Consider the following 24,808-nt stretch of genomic DNA (forward strand, 5'->3'; position numbering starts at 1 on the left):
TGAAATCGATGGGTTGGTGAGAACATGGAGATGCGACAGTTAAAAACATTTGTAGCCGTTGCGGAACGAGGGGGGTTCACACGGGCGGCAGCCGAGTTGGGATATGCCCAATCCAGTGTCACCGCGCAGATCCAAGCGTTGGAGGAAGAACTGGATACGCCATTATTTGACCGCTTGGGCAAAAAGATCGCCTTGACCGAAGCGGGAAAACGCCTGCTCACCTATGCGGTGGAGTTATTGCGCCTGCATGATGAAGCGATCCACCATGTCCGTTCCCATTCAGAGCCATGCGGCACTCTGACCATCGGGTCGCCAGAATCCATCGCGGCCTTTCGCTTGACCGAGGTGATATTGGAGTACAAGCGGCGATACCCTGATGTCCATTTGGTGATCAAACCGGGCCTCTGTTCGGAAATGAGCCAATTCGTGCGCTTGGGGGAAATCGATGTGGCCTTCACCATGCTGAAAGAACCGCTGGTTGAACAAGATATCCATCTGGAGACGCTGGTTCGGGAAAAGATGGCTTTGGTCGCGGCGTCGGACCACCCCTTGGCGCAACTTGACCGTGTGGAACCACGCGATCTGATTGGCCAGACCTTTTTGCACACGGAGACGGGATGCAGTTATCGGGGACTGTTTGAACATTATTTGTTAAAACAGGGGATTGTCGCGCGGGGGGAAGAGTTTTGGAGCATTGAGGCGATTAAAAATGGGGTTTACGCGGAGTTGGGCATTGCGCTGTTGCCGATGATCGCCGTGGAAAAAGAGTTGCTTGAAGGGAAATTGGTCCGGCTGAACTGGGATGATGAGGAATGCCGAGTGTGGACGCAGATGATTTACCACAAAAACAAATGGTTATCCCCCGCTCTCAAGGCCTGGATTGATCTGGTCCAAACATGGGCGCAAACATGGCGAGGAGAATAAGTGTTGCAAAGTCGTTTTCTTCATCCGAAGAAAACGACTTTGGGTTTCATAACGTACGTTCTTGAATTGTGCGAAGGGAATAGTATGATGCATGAAGGTTGCAAATAGTAATATATATAGTATGTAAATTAAAATGTTTAGAAATGTGTTTACATTGGCCAATCGGTGCGATAAGATGAGTGTATCGAAATTTTTGACAAGAAAAATATTTGCTTAATCCATTCCCAATAGCATAGAAAACGTGTTTTTGGGGGAGTGGGGGTGGAAAAATGACGATCTTTCGTCAGTTATGGTGGTACTTTAAACAAGAGAAAAAGAGTTATCTTATCGGGGTCAGCGCGTTGTTGTTACTCTCCTTAACCCATCTGGTTACCCCTTATGCGGTGCGCGTGATTGTCGACGCCATCGTGGCGGATGCGTTGACTTGGCAACTGCTCTTGTTCTGGACGATTGTGAATGTGGTGGTCGCCGGATGCAAATATGGGTTGGGCATCACTTGGCGGGTGATGTTATTTGGTGCGGGGAACCGGTTGGGAAAGTTGTTGCGGAATCGGTTATATAAACAGTTCACCCGCATGTCTCCACGGTTTTACCATCAGCGGCGCACGGGGGACATGATGGCCCATGCAACCAATGATATTCAGGCCGTGGTCATGACCGCGGGGGATGGGGTGCTCACCTTGGCCGATTCATTTATCTCCGGAAGCATGGTTGTATTGACGATGTTTTTCTTCATCGACTGGAAATTGACCTTGATCGCGCTGATTCCCATGCCGCTGGTCGCTTTGGCAACAAGACGTTATGGGAAGTTGCTCCACCAACGCTTCCACTTGGCGCAAGAAGCCTTCTCGCGCACCAATGACAAAGTGCAGGAGAACATCTCCGGGGTGCGGGTCGTCAAAGCTTTCGGGCAGGAAGAGGATGAAAAACGGGAATTTAAGCGGTTATTGGATGACGTGGTGGAGAAGAATTTGGCGGTGGCGCGGGTGGATGCCTTATTCGACCCGACCATCGTGTTGGTTGTGGGCTTATCGATGCTGCTTACCGTCGTGTTCGGTTCGGTCTTTGTGGCTGAAGGGCGGCTGACGATCGGGGCGATGCTTCAGTTTACGATTTATCTCGGGCAATTGATTTGGCCGATGTTGGCTTATGGTTTGTTGATCAATATTGTGGAAAGAGGGCGCGCTTCGTATGAGCGGGTGAAAACCTTGTTGGATATTGAGCCCGATGTGGGAGAGCGACCGGATGCGAGGGAGGACCAGCCGGCAGGGGATATCCGGTTTAGAGTGGATTCGTTCACGTATCCTGATTCGGAAGCGCCGGCGCTCAAAGGAATCCATGTGCGCGTGAAACGGGGAGAGACCTTGGGCATCGTCGGGAAAACGGGCAGTGGCAAAAGTACATTGCTGCGCCTGCTGCTGCGGGAATTTGATGTGACACATGGGGAGATCCGCATAGGGGAGCATCCCATTGCAGATTACACCCTGCATGCGCTGAGGGGAGCGATCGGATACGTTCCGCAAGACCATGTGCTGTTCTCGGCAACGGTCGCGCAAAACATCGCCTTTGGCCATCCCGGGGCGACGCGGGAGCAGATCGAAGCGGCGGCGAAAATGGCTTGTGTCCATGAAGATATCCTCCAGTTTGAACAGGGGTATGAAACGTTGATCGGTGAGCGGGGAGTTACGGTGTCCGGCGGCCAAAAACAGCGGCTGTCCATTGCCCGCGCCCTTCTCCTCGAACCGGAAATCTTGATTTTGGACGATGTCTTGTCGGCTGTGGATGCGAAGACGGAGCACGCGATTTTGGAAGGGTTGCGGCAAAACCGCGCCGGCAAGACGACATTGATTTCCGCCCATCGCTTGAGCGCGGTGGAGCATGCGGATACCATTATCGTGTTGGATGAAGGGCGGATCATTGAACAAGGAACGCATGAAGAACTGATGAAGCGTGGCGGTTGGTATAGCCATATGGTCGAACAGCAACAGTTGGAGTCACTTGTATTGAAAGGGGGCGATGAGCATGGTGCTGAGACGGCTTCTCCATTATCTTAAACCGTACCGGTCCCGCTTCGGGATTGCCTTTGCCGCACTCTTGGTCGCCACAGGCGCCGAAGTGTCGGTGCCCCTGTTGGTCAGCCATTATATCAACCACTATCTTGTGCCCAAGCAGTTTGATGCGCAAGTGTTGGGGATGTTCGCTGCCTTGATCCTGCTGTTGCAGATCATCACGGCTGTCTTGCTTTACTATCAATCGCTCTCTTTTCAAACCATCGCCCAGTGGGTTGTGCGCCGGCTGCGCGTCGATGTGTTCGGCAAGGTTCAGCATCTGGGGCTCTCTTTCTTCGACCGGATTCCCGATGGATCACTCGTGTCACGCATCACCAATGATACTGAAGCGATTAAAGAGTTGTTCATCTATGTGCTTTCTTCTTTTTTGCAGAACTTTATGATGGTTGTGGGCGTATTTATCGCCATGTATATCCTTGACTGGGAATTGGCTTTGTGGGCGTCCCTGTTTTTGCCGATTGTGGTCGGCTTGATGCAAGGATTTCGCCATTTGAGCTCCAAAGTGTATCGGGTCTTGCGTAGCAAGTTGAGTCAGATGAATGCCAAGATCAACGAATCGATCAACGGCATGAACATGATTCAGGCGTTGAGGCAGGAAGAGCGGATGTGCAATGAGTTTGCCCGGTTAAATGAGGACCATTATCGGGCGACGATGAAAAATATCCGGCTATTTGGTCTGATGCTCCGACCGGCAACCCAGTTGTTGAGCGTATTGGCTGTCGTCATGGTGTTGAACTACTTTGGGGGCCTTTCCTTTTCCCAATCGATTCAAGTAGGGGTTTTGTACGGGTTTATCGATTTGTTCGGCCGTTTCTTTGAGCCGATCAACCAGATGATGATGCGGTTGAATCAATTGCAACAATCGGTGGTGTCGGCGGAACGGGTTTTTGCATTGCTTGACCAAACGGAATATGCCCCACGGAAAGAAGGGGACGCCCATCCCGTGATCACAGCGGGGCGGATTGAGTTTGACAATGTCACCTTCTCTTATGACGGGAAAACGGATGTGCTTAAAAACATCTCGTTTGTCGCCGAACCGGGACAAACGGTGGCCTTGGTCGGCCATACGGGCAGCGGGAAAAGTTCCATCATCAACTTGCTGATGCGCTTTTACCAAGTAAACCAGGGGGAGATCAGGATTGATGGCCACCCCTTAAAGAGCTTTGATGAGGAAGAGTTGCGGTCTAAAATGGGCCTGGTCCTGCAAGACCCGTTTTTGTTCGTGGGCGATGTGAAAAGCAACATCCGTTTGCACAACGCAAGCATTACGGATGAAGAAATCAAAGCCGCCGCCGAGTTTGTGCAAGCCACCTCCTTTATCGAGAAATTGCCCCGGCAATATGAGGAACCGGTGGTGGAACGCGGAGCCACTTTCTCCAGTGGGCAGCGCCAATTGATCTCATTTGCCCGCACCATGGCGTTCCAACCGAAAATCCTGGTCCTGGATGAAGCGACGGCCAGCATTGACACGGAAACGGAAGAAGCGATTCAGACCGCCTTGGAGAAAATGCGCAAAGGACGAACCACCATCGCCATCGCCCACCGTTTGTCCACGATCCAAGACGCCGACCTCATCTTGGTGCTGCATCGCGGGGAAATCGTGGAACGGGGCACGCATCAAGAGCTGTTGGCCAAACAGGGACTGTACCACAAGATGTATTTGTTGCAGCAGGGGGCGGTTCGCGCGGTTTGACAATGGAACGTGAGTAAAGGGGCAAGATCAGATGCACAGATAGCCCGTCAATTTTTAACATTAGGTGAAAAGGTGGGATGTGACCAGAAAAGAAAAAACCTATGGTGTAGGTTTTAGATGAAGATTACCAATGGAAGGTCCTATTGTATAGGGCCTTTTTGTTATTTCCGACTCAATGGCGTAAATCGAAAAGTCATTTGAAACGTCATGATTAATACGATCAATATACTACTGATAACGATTATTATTTACAAAATGAATGGTTATTCCCTATAATAGAACCAGTTGAATTGTGATAACGGTTATCAATGTATGTGCCGAGGTGTTCAAAATGTTACTAACTGAGACAGCGCAAGGAGAACAAGTTCGCATTACAGACATGACAAGTGTGAGCCAAATTGTGCGGCGCCGTTTAGTTGATTTGGATATTGTGGAAGGAACGATTGTCAGCTTGAAACGAGCTATGTTTTTTAAAGGGCCGATCGCGATTGAAGCCCAAGGACAGTGTATTGCCATTAGACGAAAGGATGCAGAAGCAATTCTGGTGGAACGCTTATGAGTACAATTGCTTTGGTTGGAAACCCAAATACGGGAAAAACATCTTTGTTTAATGTATTAACTGGTTCATATGAGTACGTTGGTAACTGGACTGGTGTCACGGTAGAAAAGAAAGTCGGGGAATTAAAGAATCAAAAAGGAGCTTTAGTTGATTTGCCGGGCATCTATTCGTTAAACCCCATTTCACGTGATGAAGGGGTTGCGACACAATTCCTCCTTTCAGGAGAATTTGACTCCATGCTTAATATTGTGGATGCCTCCCAACTAAAAAGAAATTTATACTTAACCTTGCAATTACTTGAGTATGGAAAACCTTTGTGCATCGGGTTAAATATGGTGGATGTGGCTGAAAAGCGTGGTTTTAGAGTAGATCAAGCTAAATTGAGCCACCGCTTGGGTTGTCCGGTTGTTCCCGTTGTGGCGCGGACAGGAAACGGTTGTGAAGCGCTATCAGATCTGCTCACTGCCCGAAAACTGGAGGCGAAACCGTTTGCGATAGATTATGGTGAGGTATTGGAACGCGCGATTTCCACATTGATGGACCATTTACCTGACCATGACCATATGCCTCCGAAACGATGGTTGGTATTGCAGTTATTGGAAGGCAATCGTTTGGTGAAAGAGTGGCTAAAACAGCAGGAGATTGTCTGGGATCAATGGCAAGAATGGATTCGTCAAACAGAAGCGGAAGTTTGTGCCGAAACGGGAATCCATTCCCTTCATCAAGCGATCCACATGATCCGTGGCAGCTATATTGATTCGATTATGGAAGAGTGTTTGGTGCGCCACAAGCAAGAGGAAATTCCGTTGTCGGAACGGATTGACCGGATTGTAACCCATAAATTTTGGGGAATACCTATATTTCTTTTGTTTATGTACCTGATATTTAAATTGACGTTTGACTGGTTGGGCAGCCTGCTTTCGGATCAAATGGATGTGTTAATAAATGGCCCTATTTCCGAGTGGCTGGTGGCGTTATTAAACAAAGTGGGTGCATCCCCATTTATTAAAGATGTGGTGACCCAAGGGATTATTGCTGGGGTGGGGGGCGTCCTTGTCTTTGTTCCCCAGATTTTCATCCTGTTTTTCTTAATTTCCTTGATTGAGGACTCTGGATACATGGCCCGGGTGACGATGGTGATGGACAAGGTAATGGAGAGCGTGGGTTTAAATGGGAAAGCCTTTATTCCGATGATTATCGGATTTGGTTGCAATGTTCCGGGCGTCATGGCCGCGCGAACCATTGAACAACCAAAAGAACGCTTGTTAACCATGCTGTTAACACCACTCATGTCCTGTTCCGCCCGCTTGACGATTTACAGTTTATTTGTGGCTACGTTTTTTAAAGAGAATCAAGCTATTATCGTGCTTTCATTATACGTATTAGGCATTGTCATCGCTTTGATTTTAGCAAAACTCTTTTCTGCCCGTATTTTAAAAGGCGAAGAGTCGGTTTTTGTGGTGGAGTTGCCTCCCTATCGTGTGCCGCAAGGATTGACCCTGCTCAGGAGCACATGGGAGAAAGGGAAAGGATTTGTGCGAAAAGCGGGTACCTTTATATTTGGTGGGTCCGTGGTTATCTGGCTGTTGGGTTACACCGGCCCGGGTGGCTATGGGGTAAATATGAACGATAGTTTCTTGGCGCTGATCGGTGGCTTGATCGCCCCTTTGATGGCTCCGCTCGGCTTCGGCGATTGGCAAGCGGGTGCATCCCTCATTACAGGCTTTTTGGCAAAAGAGGTAGTAGTGTCAACGATGAATATCATCTATGCTGCTCCTGATATGACGGCCCTGCAAGGGGAGATTGGTCAATTTTTCACACCTCTCCAAGCTTACAGTTTTATGGCTTTTACCCTATTGTATATCCCTTGTTTGGCAACCGTGGCTGTCATGAAAAAAGAATCCGGCTCGGTTAAATGGACTTGGTTTTCAGTTATTTATGCCCTGATCGTTGCTTACATTGTGTCATTGATCATTTATCAAGGCGGCAAACTTATTGGTTTTCATTAATGGATTGGAGGTTCCTATATGGTGGTTAATCTCTTATTTGGGGTAGCTATTTTTGGTTATGCCGCTTACACATTGATTCGTTTTGTAAACAAAAGCAAGCAAGGGAAGTGTGCTACTTGCGCAATGAAAGAAGGTTGCCAAACCGCTTGCGATTCCAGTAAACAATAAATGAGTGGGTAGTACAGAAGGCTCAGTTTTCTTTCTAAGGGAACTGAGCCTTGTACATTTCGTTGATTTGGGTCGACTTCAACCATGTTTTTTAATGTTTTCATTCCACCGAAATGATGAGTTTCATGGAAGTTGGCTAAATTGAAAAATGTCAGCCACTGCGTTAAGTGTGAGTCTGTTGGGAAGGAGAATGGTAAATATTATTGCAATCCATTTCATTTCTAGTATGATTATTTTATATATTATAACATTTGCTTCGGGAGGGGAAATATTGGGAGAGATCAAGGATTTATTGATTTATGGATTTTATTCTTTGATGACGTTGGGAATCGGTTTGATTGCCCTGATATTGCAACGAAAGTTGAAAGATTAAACATAGATCAGCCTTGGCAACAAGATGCAGATCGCTAAGGCTGATCCTTCCATCACTGCGAAACAATCGCCTTTCTTATCCATCGGTTATCCCTCCCCCCGCATGGGAGGAAGGGTTACAGGGCATGAAGCGCGGCTTGATTGACGAAATGCCATGGTTTGTTGAAATGGGGTTGGAAGAAGAAATCGGTTAATGCCAATTGCTCCATGGTCATGCCGTTCTGGATGCAGACGGATAACGTATTGATGGCTTGCGTGAGATCGGCTTTAGACATCAGTTGCGCACCGAGGAGTTGCCGGGAGACGGCATCGTAAACCACCTTCAAAGTAACGACTTCATTGGTGGGCATAAAGTCGGGGCGAACGGACTCGGCTATTGTGATGGATTTCGCATTTAGCCCTGCATCAAGAGCCGATTGCTCCGTCAACCCCGTCGAAGCGATGTGCCGATCATATAGCTTAATCCCGGACGTTCCTTGTGTTCCTGGATGTTTCAACTTGGGTTCGCACAAATTATGGGCGGCGATGGTTCCCATGCGAATGGCATTGGTGGCAAGCGGAACATATTTGGGTTGCTTGAGCGGATTGAACATGACCGCGCAACAGTCGCCTGCGGCAAAAAGATCGGGTTGGCTTGTGCGCATGTATTCGTCCACGATGATGGCGCCATTCTCCAACATGTCAACATGACCTTTGAGGAGATGGGTTTGCGGACGGAAACCGACACACAGAATCACGAGATCCGCGTCATATTCACCTCGGGTGGTCATCACTTTTGACACGTTGCCATTTTGTCCGACAAATTGTGTTGCCGTTTGGTTCAAAGCAAGCTCAATGTTCCGGCTACGCAATAGCTGTTCGATTGGTTCGGTGATCTCCTCATCAAGATATTTGCTCAAGATTCGGTCGCAACTGTCAATGAGGGTGACCCGTTTTCCTTGCGACTCAAAGGCTTCGACCAATTCAATGCCGATGTAACCTGCGCCGATCACCACAATGTTGCGCGCATTTGTGGCGTTTGCGGCAATGTGGGTGGAATGGTCAACGGTTTTGCAGAGATGGATATTGTTCAGATTGATCCCGGAGATCGGTGGCAGGATAGGCCAAGAACCCGTAGTTATCAGCAGCTTGTCATAAGTGTCCGTCAGTTCTACGCCTGTGAGCGAATGGCGGGCGCGCAAGGTTTTTTGCGTGGGGTCCAGTTCGATCACTTCATGGTTCATTTTCATTCTGATGCCAAGCTCAGTCATTTGCTCGGGAGAGGAATAAAATAACGCTTCCTGATCCTTGACCACGCCTCCGACGTATAACGCGATTCCGCAAGAGAGGAAGGAAATCGTGTCATTGCGTTCGTATACGGTAATCGTGGCGTCGGGATAAAGGCGTCTGGCGTTTATGATGGCGGCGGTGCCCGCATGTGTGCATCCAATCACGGCGATTCTCATGGTGATTCCTCCTAATCATGTATAAGTGAATAATTTCACAAACTATATTGTGTTTGTTGTTGTATATATCTATTTTATGGTGTTGTTTTTGCTAGATTGCAAGGTTTGTTTGTGATTTATTTCACAAAAATTGGAGATAGACAGACTAAATGAAGAGCAAAAATGGTTGATTTTTGTGGCAATTGTTTCTGGCGGCATATAAAAGGTAATATAGTGTAATAAGTCTGCTTGGCATCTTTTCATCTTTTTGATTGTGAGAGGAGGTCACATTTTTGATTATTTATCGCGCTCGAGAAAATCATTTGTATTACCCTTCAGATATGGAACGGAGAAAGCCCTCTTCTCGCGATCTGACAGACCCCCGTGATTCGTTTGAAAAAGATTATGGGCGGATTGTCCACAGCGCCGCTTTTCGCCGCCTGCAATCCAAAACGCAAGTGATCGGCAGTGTGGCTGGTGATTTTCACCGCACGAGACTGACGCATTCGATGGAAGCGGCGCAAATCGCCAGGGGGATAGTGATCCATCTGAATGCCCATCACCCTTTATTCGATAAAGAGCATGCGCTGGATGTGTCATTGATCGAAGCGGCCGCTCTGGCGCATGACTTGGGTCATCCTCCCTTTGGCCATCGGGGTGAAGAAGCCTTGCATGAATGCATGCTGGATTATGGTGGATTTGAAGGGAATGCCCATACCTTTCGCATTCTGACGCGATTGGAGGGAGAGAAAGAATTTGGGCTGAATCTGACCCGGGCGCTGTTGTTGGCGATCATGAAATATCCGGTTGTGCTCGATGAGGCGGTGAATGAAGCCCAGTACCGCAAAACGGGCAAATCCCATCCCCCGAAAGCGAGTGTTTTTGCCTGTGATCGGCAGGTGTTTGAATGGGTATGTTCTTCATTTACCAAAGAAGAAGCGAAATTTTTCCTTTCCATAGAAGATCATCCAAACCGGCATCGGCAGACAAAGAATAAAACGCTGGAATGTTCCATCATCGAGTTGGCGGATGATATCGCTTATGGCACACATGATGCTGAGGATGCCGTTCACCTTGGCTTCATCCGGTTGGAGCAGTTAAAGGAATGCATCCGTCCCTATGCCCATTCCGATGTGTACAAGGAGTTGCATGAGGCATGGAATTTGTTGAACCCTTTGCATCAGGAACACGACCATCTGCGTTACAAATTGAAAAAAGTGATTACGGCGCTGATCTCCACGTTTATCACCCATATCCAAGTGGAGATGAATGATGAGCATTTTTATTCACCACGCCTGAAATATCGTGTCTATCTTCCGCAGGAGTTGCAAACGCTGTTGAATCAGTTGAAACAATTGGTTTCTGATAAAGTCATTGACTCGCAACGGGTACAAACGATTTCATGGAAAGGGGCCTATGTCATCAAACAGCTGTTTCAAGCGTTTATGAATGAGGAGCGCTTGCTGACGGAGTACGACCGTTACCAATTCATCAATGCGGCTTCTGATGAACAGCGGGCGCGGATTGTGTGCGATTATATCGCGAGTATGACCGATTCATTTGCTGTTCGGATGTATGACCGATTATATGGACAATCTCGCAACTTCTTTGATATCTAGAGGTGGGTTGGACTTTCGCAAGGGAGTCCAACTCATTAATTATTTTCTTAATAATCGGTTAATTGATTGTGGCCCTGGTCAGGGAATGGCATAGTGTAGATAATCTCAGCAAACCATTGGATAGGTTTCACACACATGAAGACAAGGGGGGATTAAACCAACAACCTCAAACATTCATGTGTTGCGCGCGCTAACACCGGTTTGCACCACATAAAGCTACATTCTCGATGAGGGTGTGGTTATTTTGTTTTTATAGGGAAAAACTAGCATTTGACAATGATATGTCGATGCGATTAAGATGAAAATGTTGGAAAGGCATAAATCCGAACCCGCTAACTCGGGATTACTATGATTAGGAGAGTGGATCATGACCAGAAACATGCGACGTATGTTTGTTATCTTCCTGGCATTTGCCTTGTTTAGCGTGATGGTTGCAGGATGCAGTGTGCAAAAACAAGAAGACTTGTTAAGCCAAATCAAGGAACGGGGCACCATCCGCATTGGGACAGAAGGAACTTATAAACCTTTTAGTTTTCATGATGAAAAAAGCGGAAAATTAACAGGGTTCGATGTCGAAGTGGCAGAAGAATTGAGTAAGCGGATGGGTGTGAAAGCACAATTTGTAGAAACTCCTTGGGAAGGGATGCTAACCAGCTTAAAAACGGGTAAAATTGATATGGTAGCTAATCAGGTGGGCATTAAACCGGATCGCCAGAAGATATTCGATTTTTCGAAGCCATATACGGTTTCATTCTCGCAAATAGTTGTCCACCAAGATAATCAGGATATTAAAAGCATCAAAGATGTCAAAGGGAAAAAAGCGGGCCAAACACCTACCAGCAACTATGGGCAAATGGCTAAAGACGCCGGTGCCGAGCTCATCGCCTACGATGACATGATGGGAGCGATGAAGGATGTGGCTGCAAAACGGATCGATCTGAGCATTAATGACCGTTTGGCTGTGGCGGAAATGCTCAAAACGGTGGATATGCCACTGAAAACGATCGATGTGGCGGCAGACCGTTCGGAAAGTGCGTTTCCGGTACCTAAGGGAAACGAAGCGCTCATTAATGAAATCAACAAAGCGTTGGACAGTATGCGCAAGGATGGAACGTTGACGAAGATTTCCCAGAAATGGTTTGGCCAAGATATTACGAAATGATGTTGTCCGTCGCCTAAGTCATGAACTCTTCCTCTATGATGGGAAGAGTTTTCTTGTACAACCAGCCCATAAGGATTAGAGAGGCTGTCGTTGTACAAATAATGGTTATACTTCATACCTTTAAAGGGTTTTTGTTCATTATTTAATTATTTTACTTATGTTTTGAGAAAAAATTGCCTAAAAATCTTGCGCATTTCCTCATCTTGAAGCAAAATAAGGTTTGCTTCAGACGGATGGATCTTGCCGTGTTATCCGAATGATCAAGGGGACAAAATCACATATTAAGCGCAAAGGCGTGTTCGAGCATGTTTTTAAAAAGGAGTGAAACCATGACTCATTCCCGAGTGAGTGAACCATTTTCGATGGTGATTTTTGGCGCAACTGGAGATCTGGCTAAGCGGAAACTGTTCCCGGCCCTCTTTAGCTTGTATATGAATAACCTTCTGCCGGATGCGTTTCGGATTGTTGGTGTGGGACGCACACAGCGGACACATGAACAATTTCGGCAAGCCGTGCGCGATTCGGTCGAGCAGTTTGCCCGAATCAAGGTGACCGATGAAGCGTCTTGGCAACAGTTTATCAAAAACTTCACTTATGCGATTGCCGACGTGAAAAATCCGGAAGGTTACAGTGAAATCAAATCATTGATTGAAGGGTTTGAATCCCATCATGATGTGCCTACAAATCGATTGTTCTATCTAGCGATTGCGCCAGATTTATTTGCGACCGTTTCCCATAACATAAAAGTGAATGGCCTGGCCAATACGAAAGGCTACAAGCGATTGATCATTGAGAAGCCGATCGGACATGACTATGCTTCAGCCAAAGAGATCGATGAACAGATCAAAAGGACTTTTTCGGAAAAAGAAATTTACCGGATTGACCATTATCTCGGCAAAGAAATGGTGCAAAACATCAATGTGATCCGCTTTGCGAATAGCATTTTTGAACCGCTATGGAACCATCATTATATCGAATGTGTTCAAATCACCGCGAGTGAGACGGTGGGAGTAGAAGAGCGCGCCGCTTACTATGACCATGCGGGCGCTTTAAGAGATATGGTGCAAAACCATCTGTTGCAGATGTTAATGATGGTGTGCATGGAGCCGCCGAGCCGGCTGAAAACGGAAGCGATTCATGATGAGAAGATTAAAGTGCTGCGTTCCTTGCGGCAGTACAGTGAAGCGGAAGTGGGGAAGTATGTGGTGCGCGGTCAATATCAAGCGGGGGTGTTAAACGGGAAAGACACGCCGGCCTATCGTGATGAGAAAAATGTGGACTCCGCTTCGCAAACGGAAACGTTTGTGGCCGCCAAGCTGTTTGTGGACAATCTGCGCTGGGCGGGAGTGCCTTTTTATGTGCGGACTGGGAAGCGGATGGGCGCGAAAGCGACCGAGATTGTGATACAATTTAAAGAAATGCCCAAAAATCTCTATTTCAACAAGAATAACGATCTTGGTCCCAATCTGCTTGTCATCACCATTAATCCGGATGAAGGCATCCATATGGTGCTGAATACCAAAAAACCGGGCTCCGATAATCAGATCATCCCGATTGCGATGGAGTTTTGCAATAACTGTGAACAAGGGACGCCGGAAGCGTATGAATCCCTGATCCATGATGCGATCATCGGGGATCAGACCTTCTTCACCCATTGGGAAGAGGTCTCCTTGGCTTGGGAGTTTATTGATCCGATTCGTCGCGCGTGGGACCAAAACTTGTATCCGCTTGACTTCTATGAGAGCGGTTCTTGGGGACCCGAATCGGCTCACCGCTTGTTGGCGGAAGAGGGGCATCAATGGTGGCCTGTGACGAAAGAACGGCAACATCGCATCATCAAAGCAAATGAAATGATCACTACATAGAGGCTGGGAGAGAGCGAACAATGAAAATGTATGACGTGTCCATGTCGATTGTGGAAGGGATGCAGGTTTATAAAAACAAGGAAGCCAAGCAACCCCGCATCTCCGTTGTGCAGGATTTTGACACGGCCCCGTGTCGTGAGTCGCGGATGGATATGGATGTGCACTGCGGGACCCATGTGGATTCGCCGTTGCACATGTTGCCCGATGGCGGCACGATGGAGACCATTCCGCTTGAGCGCTTGGTGGGTCCATGCCGGGTCCTGGACCTGACCCATGTCACCGATGGGATTGCTCGTGCCGATCTGGAGAAGTTCAACATCCAGCCAGGGGAGTTTTTGCTGTTGAAAACAAAAAACTCCTATAAAGAAGAATTTGATTTCGAATTTATTTTTCTGGCCAAAGACGGCGCAGAGTACCTTGCCGAAAAAGGCATTAACGGGGTGGGCATCGATGCGTTGGGAATCGAACGTTCGCAAGCTGGACATCCCACTCACAAGACTCTATTCCTTGCTGACGTCATCATCATGGAAGGGCTGCGGTTAAAAGAGGTGCCGGAAGGCTCATATTTCATGGTAGCCGCTCCAATCAAATTGGTTGATACGGAAGCGGCTCCTGCGCGTGTTATCCTGCTTGAAGGGGTAACCGTCTAATTTTCGTACAAGAACGACTGCTATCGCGTTGATGGGAGTCGTTCTTGTGTTTGACAAGAATAAACCCGAGATATAAGATAGAAATTATTGAATATAAAATAGTAAGTGATTGGAACCAATTGGAGTGTTTAGAATGGACACATTACAAGCGATACAGTGGGAAAATCTGTTTGATATCAATCTGGCCAAAGAAGCGGCTCCGCAATTGTTGATTGGACTTTTGGATACGATTTGGATCAGTTTGCTGACGATGGGGATCGGACTCATCTTGGGATTATTCACCGCAGTGGCCCGGATGTCGGGGAACCCGTTGTTCCGTTACCCGGCGCGCGCCTACATCTCGCTCATTCGCGGCACGCCGCTATTGGTGCAGATTTTCATTTTGTATTTTGGCTTGCCAGTGATCGGAATCACCTTAACGCCACTCTTGGCCGGGATTATAGGCTTGTCCCTCAATGTCGGGGCATATACTTCGGAAACGATTCGCGGCTCCATTCTCTCCATTCCCAAAGGGCAATGGGAAGCGGCTCAGTCGCTCAACATGACATATTGGCAAACGATGCGGCGCATCATCATCCCTCAGGCAACCCGAGTGGCTTTGCCATCACTGGCCAATACGTTCATGAGCTTGGTCAAAGACACTTCCCTCTTGGCGATGATTACCGTGCAAGAGATGTTCTACCAAGCGAAAGTGATTGGGGCGCGGGCATTTGATTATATGACTGTATTTATCATGATCGCTGTTTTCTACTGGGTGGTATGTACCTTATTAAGCTTTGTCCAAGACAAATTAGAACGGCGTTATGGACGTTATGTCGCGTAGGAAGGGGGGCAAGCGATGATTCGTGTCAAAGGATTGCATAAGACATTCAATCAAAATGAAGTGCTTAAAGGAATTGACCTGGAAGTGGATCAAGGGGAAGTGATCTGCATTATCGGACCGAGCGGGTCCGGCAAATCCACTTTTTTGCGCTGTTTGAACTTGTTGGAGCGCCCGGATGCCGGGGAGATCGAACTGGATGGGGCCATTGTGCGCTTTACGGGCAAAGAAGTGGCCACCAAGGATATACGAAAGTTGCGGGAAAAAACAGGCATGGTGTTCCAGAGTTTTAACCTTTTTCCGCATAAGACGGCGTTGGAAAATGTCATGGAAGGGCCGCTCGTGGTGAAAGAGCAACCGAAAGACAAAGTAAGGCAAATGGCAGAAGCGTTATTGGCCAAAGTGGACTTGTCGGAGAAGAAGGATTTATTTCCCGCGCAATTGTCAGGTGGTCAACAGCAGCGGGTGGCCATTGCTCGGGCCTTGGCGATGGAACCGCAAGTTCTGTTGTTTGATGAACCGACATCCGCGCTTGATCCGGAACTGGTGGGGGAAGTGCTGAAAACGATTCAAGAGTTGGCCAGGGAAGGACAAACGATGGTGATCGTCACCCATGAGATGGCTTTTGCGCGTGAAGTGGCGAACCGCATTGTTTTTATGGACGGAGGAAAAGTGGTCGAATCCGGTCCGCCTGAGCAGGTTTTTGCCCATCCCAAGGAAGAGCGGACCCGTCAATTTCTGGCGAAATTCCTTGTGACAGAAGCATAAGCAACTTTGTTAATGAACAACCGTTTGTCAGGCGACAGGCGGTTTTTTGTTTATGACGGGCTAAAGTGGATGGCGGTGAATGGATGGTGAGACGAAACTCAGGATGATGACCAACCTTGGAGGAGGAGATTTTTGCCTGTACCTTGTGGGGGAAAGCGGGCAACCGGAGCGATAGCGACAACGAAAGTGATTGTTGCCCTCACAGCGCACGAGGACAGCCCGCCACCGAAGTTCGGCGACGGAGCTACTTCTCGATAAAACGACCAGGGAACGGAGACTCAAAAATCGACGCAGTGGACTTTGTCAGCGAACTTACTTTCTTTGATAAAATATTCCCTATAGCGTTTCTTTTTTGTTGTTTTATGTTAACATATACGTTAAGGGTTATTGTGAAGTTTACGATTGCTGATGAATAGGATAAAATACAGGAGGAAATCCTGACAGATGAGATTCAATGAATATGGCTTATTGGAACCAGGCGATTATCCAATGACTTTTTCACAGTTGAAGGAATCCATTCTTGTCAAAGGAGAAGAGGACTCGCTGCTTCCATGGGACTCGTTTTGGCGTAGCCGCTTGGTGGAGAACTTGGAGGTCTGTGTCAAGCAGTTATGGACTTGTGGGGTAGAGGAGATTTATATCGACGGTTCTTTCTGCACTGATAAATATCAGCCCAATGACATTGACGGCTATTTTATCCCTCCTGATCCCAAGGCGGTGTTTGACGGGCGGCTGATTGAGGAATTGAATCGCTTGGACCCTTACAAATGCTGGGGATGGAATCGCCACCGGTTGGATGAATACGGCAATCTCCAATTGGAGATGTGGCATCGCTATCGGGTGGAATTATTTCCGCACTGTATGGGGGTATACTCCGGGGTTGAGAATGATCAAGGGCAAAATATGAAGTTTGATGAGTTTTTTCGCCGGGAGAGGGATTTTGACATGGTGAAGGGGATTGTGAAATTGATGAAAGGATGATCATGATGATTAAGACAGAGCAAGAGTATAAGCGGTGTATGGCGCAAGTTGCGCAACAGGAACAACTCTTGGCGGCACAGCGGGCCGAACTGGAGAAAATGGGCTTGGAGGAGGAGCAAATCGAACGGGGATTGGCGCCAGCGCGTTTTTTCGGGGAACGGTTAAGGCGGGAAATCCACGAATATGAGTGTTACAAGTCTGGCCATTTTGATATGAGCTGCACATTGGATAATATTGGTCGCCAATTGATCGCCTTTCGCATCTATAAGGGGCTGTCGCAAGCGGAACTAGCCAAGAGGTTGGGAGTCTCCCCGCCCCAAGTGTCGCGAGATGAGCGCAATGAGTACGGTGGTGCGAGCATGGAGAAAATCAAGCAGGTGTTGAAAGCGTTGGAGATGGAAGTGTTGATCGTGCCAAACGAGCTTGAGAAAGTGTCTGGTTGATTGGCTGGGCTGCCAATCGGGAACAAAAGAATAGGGACTGCCTGAATTGACAATCCCCTACGAAAACTACGGCGACGATCCTGTCGCTTTTTTTGTTTTCAAGAAAACGCATTGGTTTCTGCATAGAACAATCCTGCATTGATGCAATGGAGTTCCGCGCGGGGGTAGTACTGCCAGATGATTTCCTCGCGACGTTGTTTGTTATCACGCCTGGCTTCTTCCGTCAACGGTTCGGGGTAAAAGGCTTCCAGTTGTTCCAATTCCAGCTCGCACCGTTCTTTGGCTTGTTCGGCCCAAGTGAGATCCTCACCCTGAATACGCTCTTGGATATGGTATTCCAGTTCGCCCACGGCTTCACTGAGCGAAAGGTGTGGCGGTAACAGATGGCGATGCGCCGGCAGTTTACTGATCCAACGATGGGCTTGCGCCTGTTGATAAAAATTGGGCAAAATCTGCCCGCTGATAAGATTGATCCCCACCGGTATCAGAATATCTTTTTTCTGGTCGCAAATATAGGAAAGTTTATAATTGACGCCCAACCAAGGCGTATACGCCAGGGTATCCGGATCAAAGAAACCGCGTCCTTGGGGCTCTTGATACAAACGGACAAAACGCCCATGCTTTTGGGTTGAGCGCAACATTTCCTTAAACCGGGGCGCGCCAAAAAAGAGTGTTTCCCCCTTGAGATCGGGCGGATGGTTTTCCGGATCAAACACAAAACGGAGGGTGACGGGTTGGGGCGCGATGTTCATCTTCTCCACGTACATCCAGTAAAATGGACGATCAAGCAAATCTTTGTCGGCCTGGATCGAGAGCCGGGTGGTCAGATAAGTGGGACCTGATTCGAGAATATGGCAATCATGCAATTGGAGATACCGTTCCGCAAATGATCTAATTTGTTGTTGGTTCATAGAACAGCACTTCCTCTTTCGTTTCTTTCTCGTGCTCGACGGTATGGCGCGCATGATGGAACGTATCGCCCCAGTGGCTGAGGCGTTGCCGAATTTGTTTGTCATCGTGCGTTTCCATCATGATGCGCATGACATTGTGTTCCAATGATTCCTCCTCCATCTTCTCCAATATGGTTTCCAGTTCGCCGATGACCGTTTCGAACAGTTGGATTTTCTCATGTAACAGCCAGATGATATGTTCTTCAATGGTGTTGAGGGTGGCGAAGTTGTAAATGGATACATCATGTTGTTGTCCCAGGCGATGGATGCGACCAATCCGTTGTTCCACGCGCATGGGGTTCCATGGCATGTCAAAATTGATCATATGATGGCAAAACTGCAGATTAATCCCTTCGCCGCCAGCCTCGGTCGCCACCATCACTCGGGCGCGTTTTTGGAAAAGTTCCATCATCCAATCTTTTTTGTTGCGATTGAAACCACCCCGAAACGGAACGGCGGGGATGCCTGCTTTGGTGAGTTCGCGCATCAGCATTTCTTGGGTTGCGCGGAATTCGGTGAAGAGAATCACCTTTTCCGGTGACAATTCTTTAATCAGGTTGAGCGCTTGGTTCACTTTTGACGAAGCCTGCACATTGCGCAGCAGTTGTATCAGTTCAGCCACTTCGGGTGACACTTGCTCCTTTTGTTGTTCCCCCTTTTGAATCAATTTGAATAAGGTATGGAATACCGCATCGCGACTGGAGCACACTTCTTTTTGCAATACCAGGAGCGACAGCATGCTTTTCAGATCGGAGCCTTCACGAAACCTTGAACGGATGAATTGGGTGATGCCATCATAAAGGGCCCGTTCTTCGGGCGAAAGCTCAATCGTGATGGTTTTCACTATGCGTTTCGTCAGATTCAATTGACTGTCGCGGCGGCGATTCCGAATCAATACCCGACTGATCTCTTCTCGCAGTTGCACCTCGTTTTTCGCTTTTCGCTTTCCGGCGACATAATCGCTCTGGAAATCGGCTTGTTTCCCAAGCTGTCCCGGTTTAAGCAGGGTGACCAGATTATACAGCTCATCCATCTCGTTTTGCACTGGCGTCGCTGTGAGCAAGAGGCAGTATTTTTTCTGCAATTCATTGATAAACTGCCAGTTTTTCGTGCGCCGATTTTTTAACTTGTGCGCTTCATCGACAATCACCAGATCATAGTGTTTGCTGAGCACAAACGAACGATGAGGTTCCCGTTTGGCCGTGTCCAGCGAAGCGACGATAAAATCATATTTGTCCCACATCCACTCCTTCTTCTGCGCGACGGCGGGGATCTGGAACTTTTGATTCAATTCCCGCGTCCACTGCAGCACGAGGGAGGATGGGACGAGAATGAGCGCTCGCTTCACCAACCCGCGGATCACATATTCCTTCAGGATTAAGCCGGCTTCAATCGTTTTGCCCAAACCCACTTCATCCGCCAGGATGGCCCGGCCGCGCATCTCGTTGATGACACGTTTGGTCACTTCAATTTGATGCGGAAGAGGATGAAACCCTTGAATTTGTTTTAAACTTTGGATAGATTCAAACGTAGGGACGATTTCCGCTTCGGCTGCTTCAACGGCGAGTTGGAAGCGTTCCCAATCAGCCCAGTCGCTGTCACGTTCGACCCTTCTTTGAAATTCGCCTACCCAGGTACGATCCATGCGAATCGGGAGTGATTTCATTGTAAATCTCTCCACCTTTCTTCGGCCATGATTTCCCATTCTAGTATGAGATAAAATGAGGAAAATCATGTGCTTGAAGAAAAAAGCGAACTTTTTTAGATAAAGGTATCGAAATTTATCGGGAAATGTGGCACAATGTGGTTGTAACAACTTCATATTGTTCGGCGGTTGAAAGCGGGAGGAGAGACCATACCCCTGGTATGGCGCCGAAGGAGCAAACCTTGACAGGTGAATCTCTCAGGCAAAAGGAGGCCCGCTGGACGCCACTCTGGAGAGAGCTCGCAGCTCTGCGAGCCACCAACGGGGCAACTCTATCAATCAGGATGGAGCAACTCTCAGGTAATCAGGACAGAGTGATCCCTTTTTTAAATCACAATGGGGGATTCTCTGTCTTTTTATATTTGTAGGAGAGTGCGAGGTGGAACAGATGTCTGAGTTGAAACGAACACCGCTGTATGAGGTTTACCATGGTCAAGCGAAGATGGTTCCCTTTGGCGGTTGGGAGATGCCGGTGCAATTTGTTGGTATCAAGCAGGAACATGAAGCGGTGAGAACCAAGGCCGGCCTCTTTGATGTGTCACACATGGGTGAGGTGCGTGTCAGCGGTCCCGACGCGCTGGCCTTTATCCAGAAGATCACCACCAACGATGCCGGCCGGTTGCAAATTGGGGATGCGCAATATTCGTTGATGTGCTATTCAAACGGTGGAACGGTTGACGATTTATTGGTATACCGCACTGGTGAGAATGAATACTTGCTCGTTATCAATGCTTCCAATATCGACAAAGATGTCGCTTGGATGAAAGAGCATCAAACGGGTCAAGTTAATATAGAAAATATCTCAGATGATGTCGCACAGCTCGCTCTGCAAGGACCGCTGGCGGAGAAAGTGTTGCAAACATTGACAGCAACCGATTTGTCTGAAATCAAATTTTTTAAATTTAAGCAAGATGTGGAAATAGCGGGTGTGCCGGCGCTCGTTTCCCGAACGGGGTATACCGGGGAAGACGGGTTTGAGCTCTATTTTGCCAGCGCTGAAGCGCCGCATCTGTGGCGAACCATCTTAACGGCGGGCGCAGAAGAAGGTGTCTTGCCGTGTGGTTTGGGCGCCCGGGACACGCTCAGGTTTGAAGCGCGTTTGCCCCTGTACGGCCAGGAATTGTCGCCGGAGATTTCACCGCTGGAAGCGGGACTCGGTTTTGCCGTCAAATTGGATAAAGGGGAATTTATCGGTCGCGATGCGCTGGCAGAGCAAAAAGAAGGTGGCGTTCCCCGTAAGTTGGTTGGCATAGAGATGATCGACCGCGGCATTCCCCGCTCCCATTATCCGGTCTATGTGGGTGACGAACAGATTGGTGAAGTGACGACAGGAACGCAATCGCCAACCTTAAAGAAAAATGTCGGCTTGGCGCTTGTCAAGGCGGAATTCGCCAACCTGGATCAAGTGGTGGAAGTGGAGATTCGCGGCAAACGCTTAAAAGCGCAAGTGATTAAAGCGCCTTTCTATAAACGGGCGAAGTAAAAGTGTTGGCGTACAGCTGAAGATGGTAGGGGGAGAAGACAAAGATGAAATTTCGCTATTTGCCAATGACGGAACAAGATCGGAAGCAAATGTTGGAAACGATTGGAGTGGAGTCCGTCGAAGAATTATTTGCCGAGATTCCGGAAAGCGTGCGTTTTAAAGGGAGAATGAATCTTCCGGAGCCGATGGCCGAACCCACCTTGGTAAGGCACATGAATCGTTTGGCGGCCCGGAATGCCTCGATGGACCAATATGTTTCATTCTTGGGGGCCGGGGTGTATGAACACCATATCCCAAGCGTAGTGGGGCACGTCATATCCCGTTCGGAATTTTATACCGCTTATACCCCTTATCAACCGGAAATCAGCCAAGGGGAACTGCAGGCCATTTTTGAGTTTCAAACCATGATTTGTGAATTGACCGGCATGGATGTAGCCAACTCCTCTATGTACGATGGACCGACGGCGCTGGCGGAAGCGGCGAGCATGGCGGCAGCCACTTCCCGCAAACGGAAAATCGTCGTCTCCGCAACCGTTCATCCTGAGGCAAGGCAAATCCTGCAAACAAACGCAACGGGATTGGGTTTGCAGGTGGAGGAGGTTCCGTATCGAGACGGCGTTACCGATTTGGCGGCGCTCTCCCATGCGGCGGATGAAGAAACGGCGGCCGTCATTGTGCAGTCACCCAATTTCTTTGGAAATATTGAAGATTTGGCGCAAGTGGAGAAAATCGCCCATGCCCATAAAGGTTTGTTCATCGTCAGTACCAATCCTTTGTCGCTCGGATTATTGAAACCGCCAGGCCAATATGGGGCCGATATCGTCGTGGGTGACGCGCAACCGTTGGGGATTGCCCCATCATACGGTGGGCCGCACTGTGGTTACTTTGCGACGACCAAAGCGCTCATGCGCCGCATTCCGGGCCGGATCGTCGGGCAAACCGTGGATGAAAACGGCAAGCGTGGTTTCGTGCTCACCCTGCAAGCGCGGGAACAGCATATCCGCCGTGATAAAGCCACTTCGAACATCTGCTCCAACCAAGCGCTGATGGCTCTCGCGGCTTCTGTTTATATGAGTGCGCTAGGGAAGCAAGGAATGCAAGATGTCGCTCGCCTTAATCTGCAAAAAGCGCATTATGCCAAAGAGCGGCTGGCGCAAGTGGCGGGAGTCGAAGCGGCATTCAGCCAGCCGTTCTTCAATGAGTTTGTGATCAAACTGTCCCGTCCCGTGGGTGAAGTGAACCGCAAGCTGTTGGAGCAAGGCATCATTGGCGGATATGATCTGGAGCGCGATTATCCGGAACTGGCCAACCACATGTTGGTAGCGGTGACGGAAGTGCGGACAAAAGAAGAAATCGATCAGTTGGCGAATGGTTTGGAGGGTCTGCTGTGATGAAAACAACAGAAGAAAAAGCACTCATTTTTGAAATGAGCCAACCAGGGCGTGTGGCCTACAGCTTACCGGAAGCGGATGTGCCGGACGGTGACTTTTTGCCGCCAGAGTTGTTGCGGGAAACGCCTGCGGAGCTGCCTGAGGTGTCTGAGCTGGACTTAATGCGCCATTATACCGAATTGTCCCGCCGCAATCACGGGGTGGACAACGGATTTTATCCGCTGGGATCTTGCACCATGAAATACAATCCGAAAGTGCATGAAGATGTGGCTCGCTTACCGGGCTTTGCCAAGATTCATCCGTATCAAGCGGAAGAATCAGTGCAAGGCGCGTTGCAATTGCTGTATGAATTGCAACTGGACTTGGCGGAAATCACCGGCATGGATGCGGTCACATTGCAATCGGCGGCCGGAGCCCAAGGGGAATGGACAGGATTGATGATGATTCGGGCCTATCATGAGTCCCGCGGTGAGACGAAACGGGATAAGGTGATCGTGCCTGATTCCGCCCATGGAACCAACCCGGCAAGTGCGACGGTGGCGGGCTTTAAGACCATCACGATCCCATCCAATGAAAAGGGATTAGTGGACGTGGAGGAACTGAAAAAAGTGTTGGGTGATGATACGGCGGCATTGATGTTGACGAATCCCAACACGTTGGGTTTGTTTGAAGAAGAGATCAAGGTGATTGCTGATTTGGTTCACGAAGCGGGCGGCCTGCTGTACTATGATGGCGCCAACGCCAATGCCATCTTAGGCATAGCCCGTCCCGGGGATATGGGCTTTGATGTTGTGCACCTTAACTTGCACAAAACCTTTACCACCCCACACGGCGGCGGAGGTCCCGGAGCGGGTCCGGTTGGCGTGAAGAAAGCGCTGGTTCCGTTCTTGCCAAAACCGATGGTCGCCAAAGCGTCCAATGGAACCTACTATCTTGATCATGACCTGCCGCAATCGATTGGCCGTGTCAAAGGTTATTACGGGAATTTTGGCATCTTGGTTCGTGCTTACACGTACATTCGCACCATGGGACCCGATGGGTTGCGCCAGGTTTCCGAAAATGCGGTGCTGAACGCCAACTACATGATGCGTCGGTTGGAGCCGTATTACGATCTGCCATATGCGCAACATTGCAAGCATGAGTTTGTCTTGTCAGGCAAACGGCAGAAAAAATTGGGTGTTCGCACCTTGGACATCGCCAAACGCTTGCTTGATTTCGGTTTCCACCCACCAACCATCTACTTCCCGCTGATCGTGGAAGAGTGTTTGATGATTGAACCTACCGAGACGGAAAGTAAAGAAACCTTGGATCATTTTATTGACACGATGATTCAAATTGCCAAAGAAGCAAAAGAAACACCTGAGCTGGTGCAGGAGGCACCTCATCATACGGTGGTCAAACGCCTTGATGAAGTGACGGCTGCCCGCAAACCCGTACTGCGTTGGCAAAAGCAAGGGTAAAGATGAAGCGGATAGGCGTGTTGCCTATCCGCTTTTTGCTGGCATCATTAAAATTAGAAAGTCATTGTTTAATTTTATATTTATCTCTTTGTCTTTTTTTGTTGGTGATCCATGATGTCAACGACATGGAAAGTGGATATTCAGTCAATTAACTCCCTTTAATCCGACCTTTTTTCTGTTTTTTATCCACTTAGCAGAAATTATTTTTATGGCTAAATTGTTTAATTTTATTTACCTAATCGGTTGCCGGTGTTATACAATGATGTGAGAGGGAATGAAACGGAAAGGGAGAA

At 48.5% G+C, this 24,808-nt stretch carries 21 protein-coding genes and 1 riboswitch; of the genes, 18 read left to right on the forward strand and 3 right to left on the reverse strand.

The annotated features are described in order from the left end of the window. Positions 1 to 24: 24 nt before the first annotated feature. The 6 genes from ACFQNG_RS07025 to ACFQNG_RS07050 all read left to right on the forward strand — a co-directional run bounded on the left by ACFQNG_RS07025 (position 25) and on the right by ACFQNG_RS07050 (position 7,422). Positions 25 to 924 (forward strand): LysR family transcriptional regulator, encoded by a 900-nt coding sequence (locus tag ACFQNG_RS07025; RefSeq protein WP_379864185.1) that lies wholly within the window; start codon positions 25 to 27, stop codon positions 922 to 924. Between the two features lie 269 nt (positions 925 to 1,193). Continuing rightward, on the forward strand, positions 1,194 to 2,978 hold the full coding sequence (locus ACFQNG_RS07030; protein WP_379864186.1) for an ABC transporter ATP-binding protein: 1,785 nt from the start codon (positions 1,194 to 1,196) through the stop codon (positions 2,976 to 2,978). Next, complete coding sequence (locus ACFQNG_RS07035) at positions 2,947 to 4,686, forward strand: ABC transporter ATP-binding protein (protein WP_379864344.1); 1,740 nt, start codon at positions 2,947 to 2,949, stop codon at positions 4,684 to 4,686. Before ACFQNG_RS07030 ends, ACFQNG_RS07035 begins: the two co-directional genes overlap by 32 nt. Before the next feature lie 331 nt (positions 4,687 to 5,017). Next, a complete protein-coding gene (locus ACFQNG_RS07040; protein WP_379864187.1) occupies positions 5,018 to 5,245 on the forward strand; it encodes a FeoA family protein in 228 nt (75 codons plus the stop codon). After that, entirely contained in the window at positions 5,242 to 7,254 is a 2,013-nt protein-coding gene (feoB, locus tag ACFQNG_RS07045) for a ferrous iron transport protein B (RefSeq protein WP_379864188.1), read from the forward strand. Before ACFQNG_RS07040 ends, feoB begins: the two co-directional genes overlap by 4 nt. An 18-nt stretch (positions 7,255 to 7,272) precedes the next feature. Further along, positions 7,273 to 7,422, forward strand: a complete 150-nt coding sequence (locus ACFQNG_RS07050; RefSeq protein WP_379864189.1) for a FeoB-associated Cys-rich membrane protein — start codon at positions 7,273 to 7,275, stop codon at positions 7,420 to 7,422. 488 nt (positions 7,423 to 7,910) lie between these two features. Here the strand turns inward: ACFQNG_RS07050 and ACFQNG_RS07055 are convergent, their stop codons facing one another. Continuing rightward, on the reverse strand, positions 7,911 to 9,239 hold the full coding sequence (locus ACFQNG_RS07055) for an FAD-dependent oxidoreductase (RefSeq protein WP_379864190.1): 1,329 nt from the start codon (positions 9,237 to 9,239) through the stop codon (positions 7,911 to 7,913). 272 nt (positions 9,240 to 9,511) lie between these two features. On the opposite strand from ACFQNG_RS07055, the gene ACFQNG_RS07060 reads away from it, so the two are divergent. The 9 genes from ACFQNG_RS07060 (at position 9,512) to ACFQNG_RS07100 (ending at position 17,526) form a co-directional block, all read left to right on the forward strand. Then, entirely contained in the window at positions 9,512 to 10,837 is a 1,326-nt protein-coding gene (locus ACFQNG_RS07060) for an anti-phage deoxyguanosine triphosphatase (protein ID WP_379864191.1), read from the forward strand. A 367-nt stretch (positions 10,838 to 11,204) separates the two neighbouring features. Next, positions 11,205 to 11,999, forward strand: coding sequence for a transporter substrate-binding domain-containing protein (locus ACFQNG_RS07065; RefSeq protein WP_379864192.1), 795 nt, complete (start codon positions 11,205 to 11,207; stop codon positions 11,997 to 11,999). A 329-nt stretch (positions 12,000 to 12,328) separates the two neighbouring features. Beyond that, positions 12,329 to 13,864, forward strand: a complete 1,536-nt coding sequence (gene zwf / locus ACFQNG_RS07070; RefSeq protein ID WP_379864193.1) for a glucose-6-phosphate dehydrogenase — start codon at positions 12,329 to 12,331, stop codon at positions 13,862 to 13,864. Between the two features lie 20 nt (positions 13,865 to 13,884). Next, positions 13,885 to 14,514, forward strand: a complete 630-nt coding sequence (locus ACFQNG_RS07075) for a cyclase family protein (protein WP_379864194.1) — start codon at positions 13,885 to 13,887, stop codon at positions 14,512 to 14,514. Positions 14,515 to 14,647: 133 nt separating this feature from the next. Then, positions 14,648 to 15,337, forward strand: coding sequence for an amino acid ABC transporter permease (locus tag ACFQNG_RS07080; protein WP_379864195.1), 690 nt, complete (start codon positions 14,648 to 14,650; stop codon positions 15,335 to 15,337). Between the two features lie 15 nt (positions 15,338 to 15,352). Beyond that, positions 15,353 to 16,102, forward strand: a complete 750-nt coding sequence (locus ACFQNG_RS07085) for an amino acid ABC transporter ATP-binding protein (RefSeq protein WP_379864198.1) — start codon at positions 15,353 to 15,355, stop codon at positions 16,100 to 16,102. Positions 16,103 to 16,234: 132 nt separating this feature from the next. Next, entirely contained in the window at positions 16,235 to 16,360 is a 126-nt protein-coding gene (locus tag ACFQNG_RS07090) for a hypothetical protein (RefSeq protein WP_379864199.1), read from the forward strand. Positions 16,361 to 16,546: 186 nt separating this feature from the next. Then, positions 16,547 to 17,083: a DUF6932 family protein gene (locus tag ACFQNG_RS07095; RefSeq protein ID WP_379864200.1), complete on the forward strand. Its 537-nt coding sequence runs from the start codon at positions 16,547 to 16,549 to the stop codon at positions 17,081 to 17,083. Positions 17,084 to 17,088: 5 nt separating this feature from the next. After that, on the forward strand, positions 17,089 to 17,526 hold the full coding sequence (locus ACFQNG_RS07100; protein WP_379864201.1) for a helix-turn-helix domain-containing protein: 438 nt from the start codon (positions 17,089 to 17,091) through the stop codon (positions 17,524 to 17,526). A 98-nt stretch (positions 17,527 to 17,624) separates the two neighbouring features. On the opposite strand, the gene ACFQNG_RS07105 is transcribed toward ACFQNG_RS07100, so the two are convergent. After that, entirely contained in the window at positions 17,625 to 18,437 is an 813-nt protein-coding gene (locus tag ACFQNG_RS07105) for a YqhG family protein (RefSeq protein ID WP_379864202.1), read from the reverse strand. Beyond that, the gene (locus ACFQNG_RS07110; protein ID WP_379864203.1) at positions 18,418 to 20,142 is read right to left on the reverse strand and encodes a DEAD/DEAH box helicase; all 1,725 of its coding nucleotides are present in this window, start codon (positions 20,140 to 20,142) and stop codon (positions 18,418 to 18,420) included. Before ACFQNG_RS07110 ends, ACFQNG_RS07105 begins: the two co-directional genes overlap by 20 nt. Positions 20,143 to 20,310: 168 nt before the next feature. Further along, a riboswitch (glycine riboswitch) is annotated at positions 20,311 to 20,405 on the forward strand. 164 nt (positions 20,406 to 20,569) lie between these two features. Between ACFQNG_RS07110 and gcvT the strand changes: the two genes are divergently transcribed. The 3 genes from gcvT to gcvPB are packed head-to-tail and all read left to right on the forward strand — an operon-like array spanning position 20,570 to position 24,515. After that, on the forward strand, positions 20,570 to 21,664 hold the full coding sequence (gcvT, locus tag ACFQNG_RS07115; RefSeq protein WP_379864345.1) for a glycine cleavage system aminomethyltransferase GcvT: 1,095 nt from the start codon (positions 20,570 to 20,572) through the stop codon (positions 21,662 to 21,664). 44 nt (positions 21,665 to 21,708) lie between these two features. Further along, complete coding sequence (gene gcvPA / locus ACFQNG_RS07120; protein ID WP_379864204.1) at positions 21,709 to 23,055, forward strand: aminomethyl-transferring glycine dehydrogenase subunit GcvPA; 1,347 nt, start codon at positions 21,709 to 21,711, stop codon at positions 23,053 to 23,055. Continuing rightward, entirely contained in the window at positions 23,055 to 24,515 is a 1,461-nt protein-coding gene (gene gcvPB / locus ACFQNG_RS07125) for an aminomethyl-transferring glycine dehydrogenase subunit GcvPB (RefSeq protein WP_379864205.1), read from the forward strand. The genes gcvPA and gcvPB overlap by 1 nt, the downstream gene beginning before the upstream one ends. Positions 24,516 to 24,808 lie beyond the last annotated feature (293 nt).

It is taken from the genome of Laceyella putida (assembly GCF_042665195.1).
GTDB lineage: Bacteria > Bacillota > Bacilli > Thermoactinomycetales > Thermoactinomycetaceae > Laceyella > Laceyella putida.

Coding starts and splice junctions, on each gene's coding strand:
- ACFQNG_RS07105 (WP_379864202.1), bottom strand. CDS start 18,437: ATGAACCAACAACAAATTAGATCATTTGCGGAACGGTATCTCCAATTG.
- ACFQNG_RS07025 (WP_379864185.1), top strand. CDS start 25: ATGGAGATGCGACAGTTAAAAACATTTGTAGCCGTTGCGGAACGAGGG.
- ACFQNG_RS07085 (WP_379864198.1), top strand. CDS start 15,353: ATGATTCGTGTCAAAGGATTGCATAAGACATTCAATCAAAATGAAGTG.
- ACFQNG_RS07065 (WP_379864192.1), top strand. CDS start 11,205: ATGACCAGAAACATGCGACGTATGTTTGTTATCTTCCTGGCATTTGCC.
- gcvPA (WP_379864204.1), top strand. CDS start 21,709: ATGAAATTTCGCTATTTGCCAATGACGGAACAAGATCGGAAGCAAATG.
- ACFQNG_RS07100 (WP_379864201.1), top strand. CDS start 17,089: ATGATTAAGACAGAGCAAGAGTATAAGCGGTGTATGGCGCAAGTTGCG.
- ACFQNG_RS07080 (WP_379864195.1), top strand. CDS start 14,648: ATGGACACATTACAAGCGATACAGTGGGAAAATCTGTTTGATATCAAT.
- ACFQNG_RS07050 (WP_379864189.1), top strand. CDS start 7,273: ATGGTGGTTAATCTCTTATTTGGGGTAGCTATTTTTGGTTATGCCGCT.
- gcvPB (WP_379864205.1), top strand. CDS start 23,055: ATGAAAACAACAGAAGAAAAAGCACTCATTTTTGAAATGAGCCAACCA.
- feoB (WP_379864188.1), top strand. CDS start 5,242: ATGAGTACAATTGCTTTGGTTGGAAACCCAAATACGGGAAAAACATCT.
- ACFQNG_RS07075 (WP_379864194.1), top strand. CDS start 13,885: ATGAAAATGTATGACGTGTCCATGTCGATTGTGGAAGGGATGCAGGTT.
- ACFQNG_RS07055 (WP_379864190.1), bottom strand. CDS start 9,239: ATGAGAATCGCCGTGATTGGATGCACACATGCGGGCACCGCCGCCATC.
- ACFQNG_RS07095 (WP_379864200.1), top strand. CDS start 16,547: ATGAGATTCAATGAATATGGCTTATTGGAACCAGGCGATTATCCAATG.
- zwf (WP_379864193.1), top strand. CDS start 12,329: ATGACTCATTCCCGAGTGAGTGAACCATTTTCGATGGTGATTTTTGGC.
- ACFQNG_RS07035 (WP_379864344.1), top strand. CDS start 2,947: ATGGTGCTGAGACGGCTTCTCCATTATCTTAAACCGTACCGGTCCCGC.
- ACFQNG_RS07030 (WP_379864186.1), top strand. CDS start 1,194: ATGACGATCTTTCGTCAGTTATGGTGGTACTTTAAACAAGAGAAAAAG.
- ACFQNG_RS07040 (WP_379864187.1), top strand. CDS start 5,018: ATGTTACTAACTGAGACAGCGCAAGGAGAACAAGTTCGCATTACAGAC.
- ACFQNG_RS07110 (WP_379864203.1), bottom strand. CDS start 20,142: ATGAAATCACTCCCGATTCGCATGGATCGTACCTGGGTAGGCGAATTT.
- gcvT (WP_379864345.1), top strand. CDS start 20,570: ATGTCTGAGTTGAAACGAACACCGCTGTATGAGGTTTACCATGGTCAA.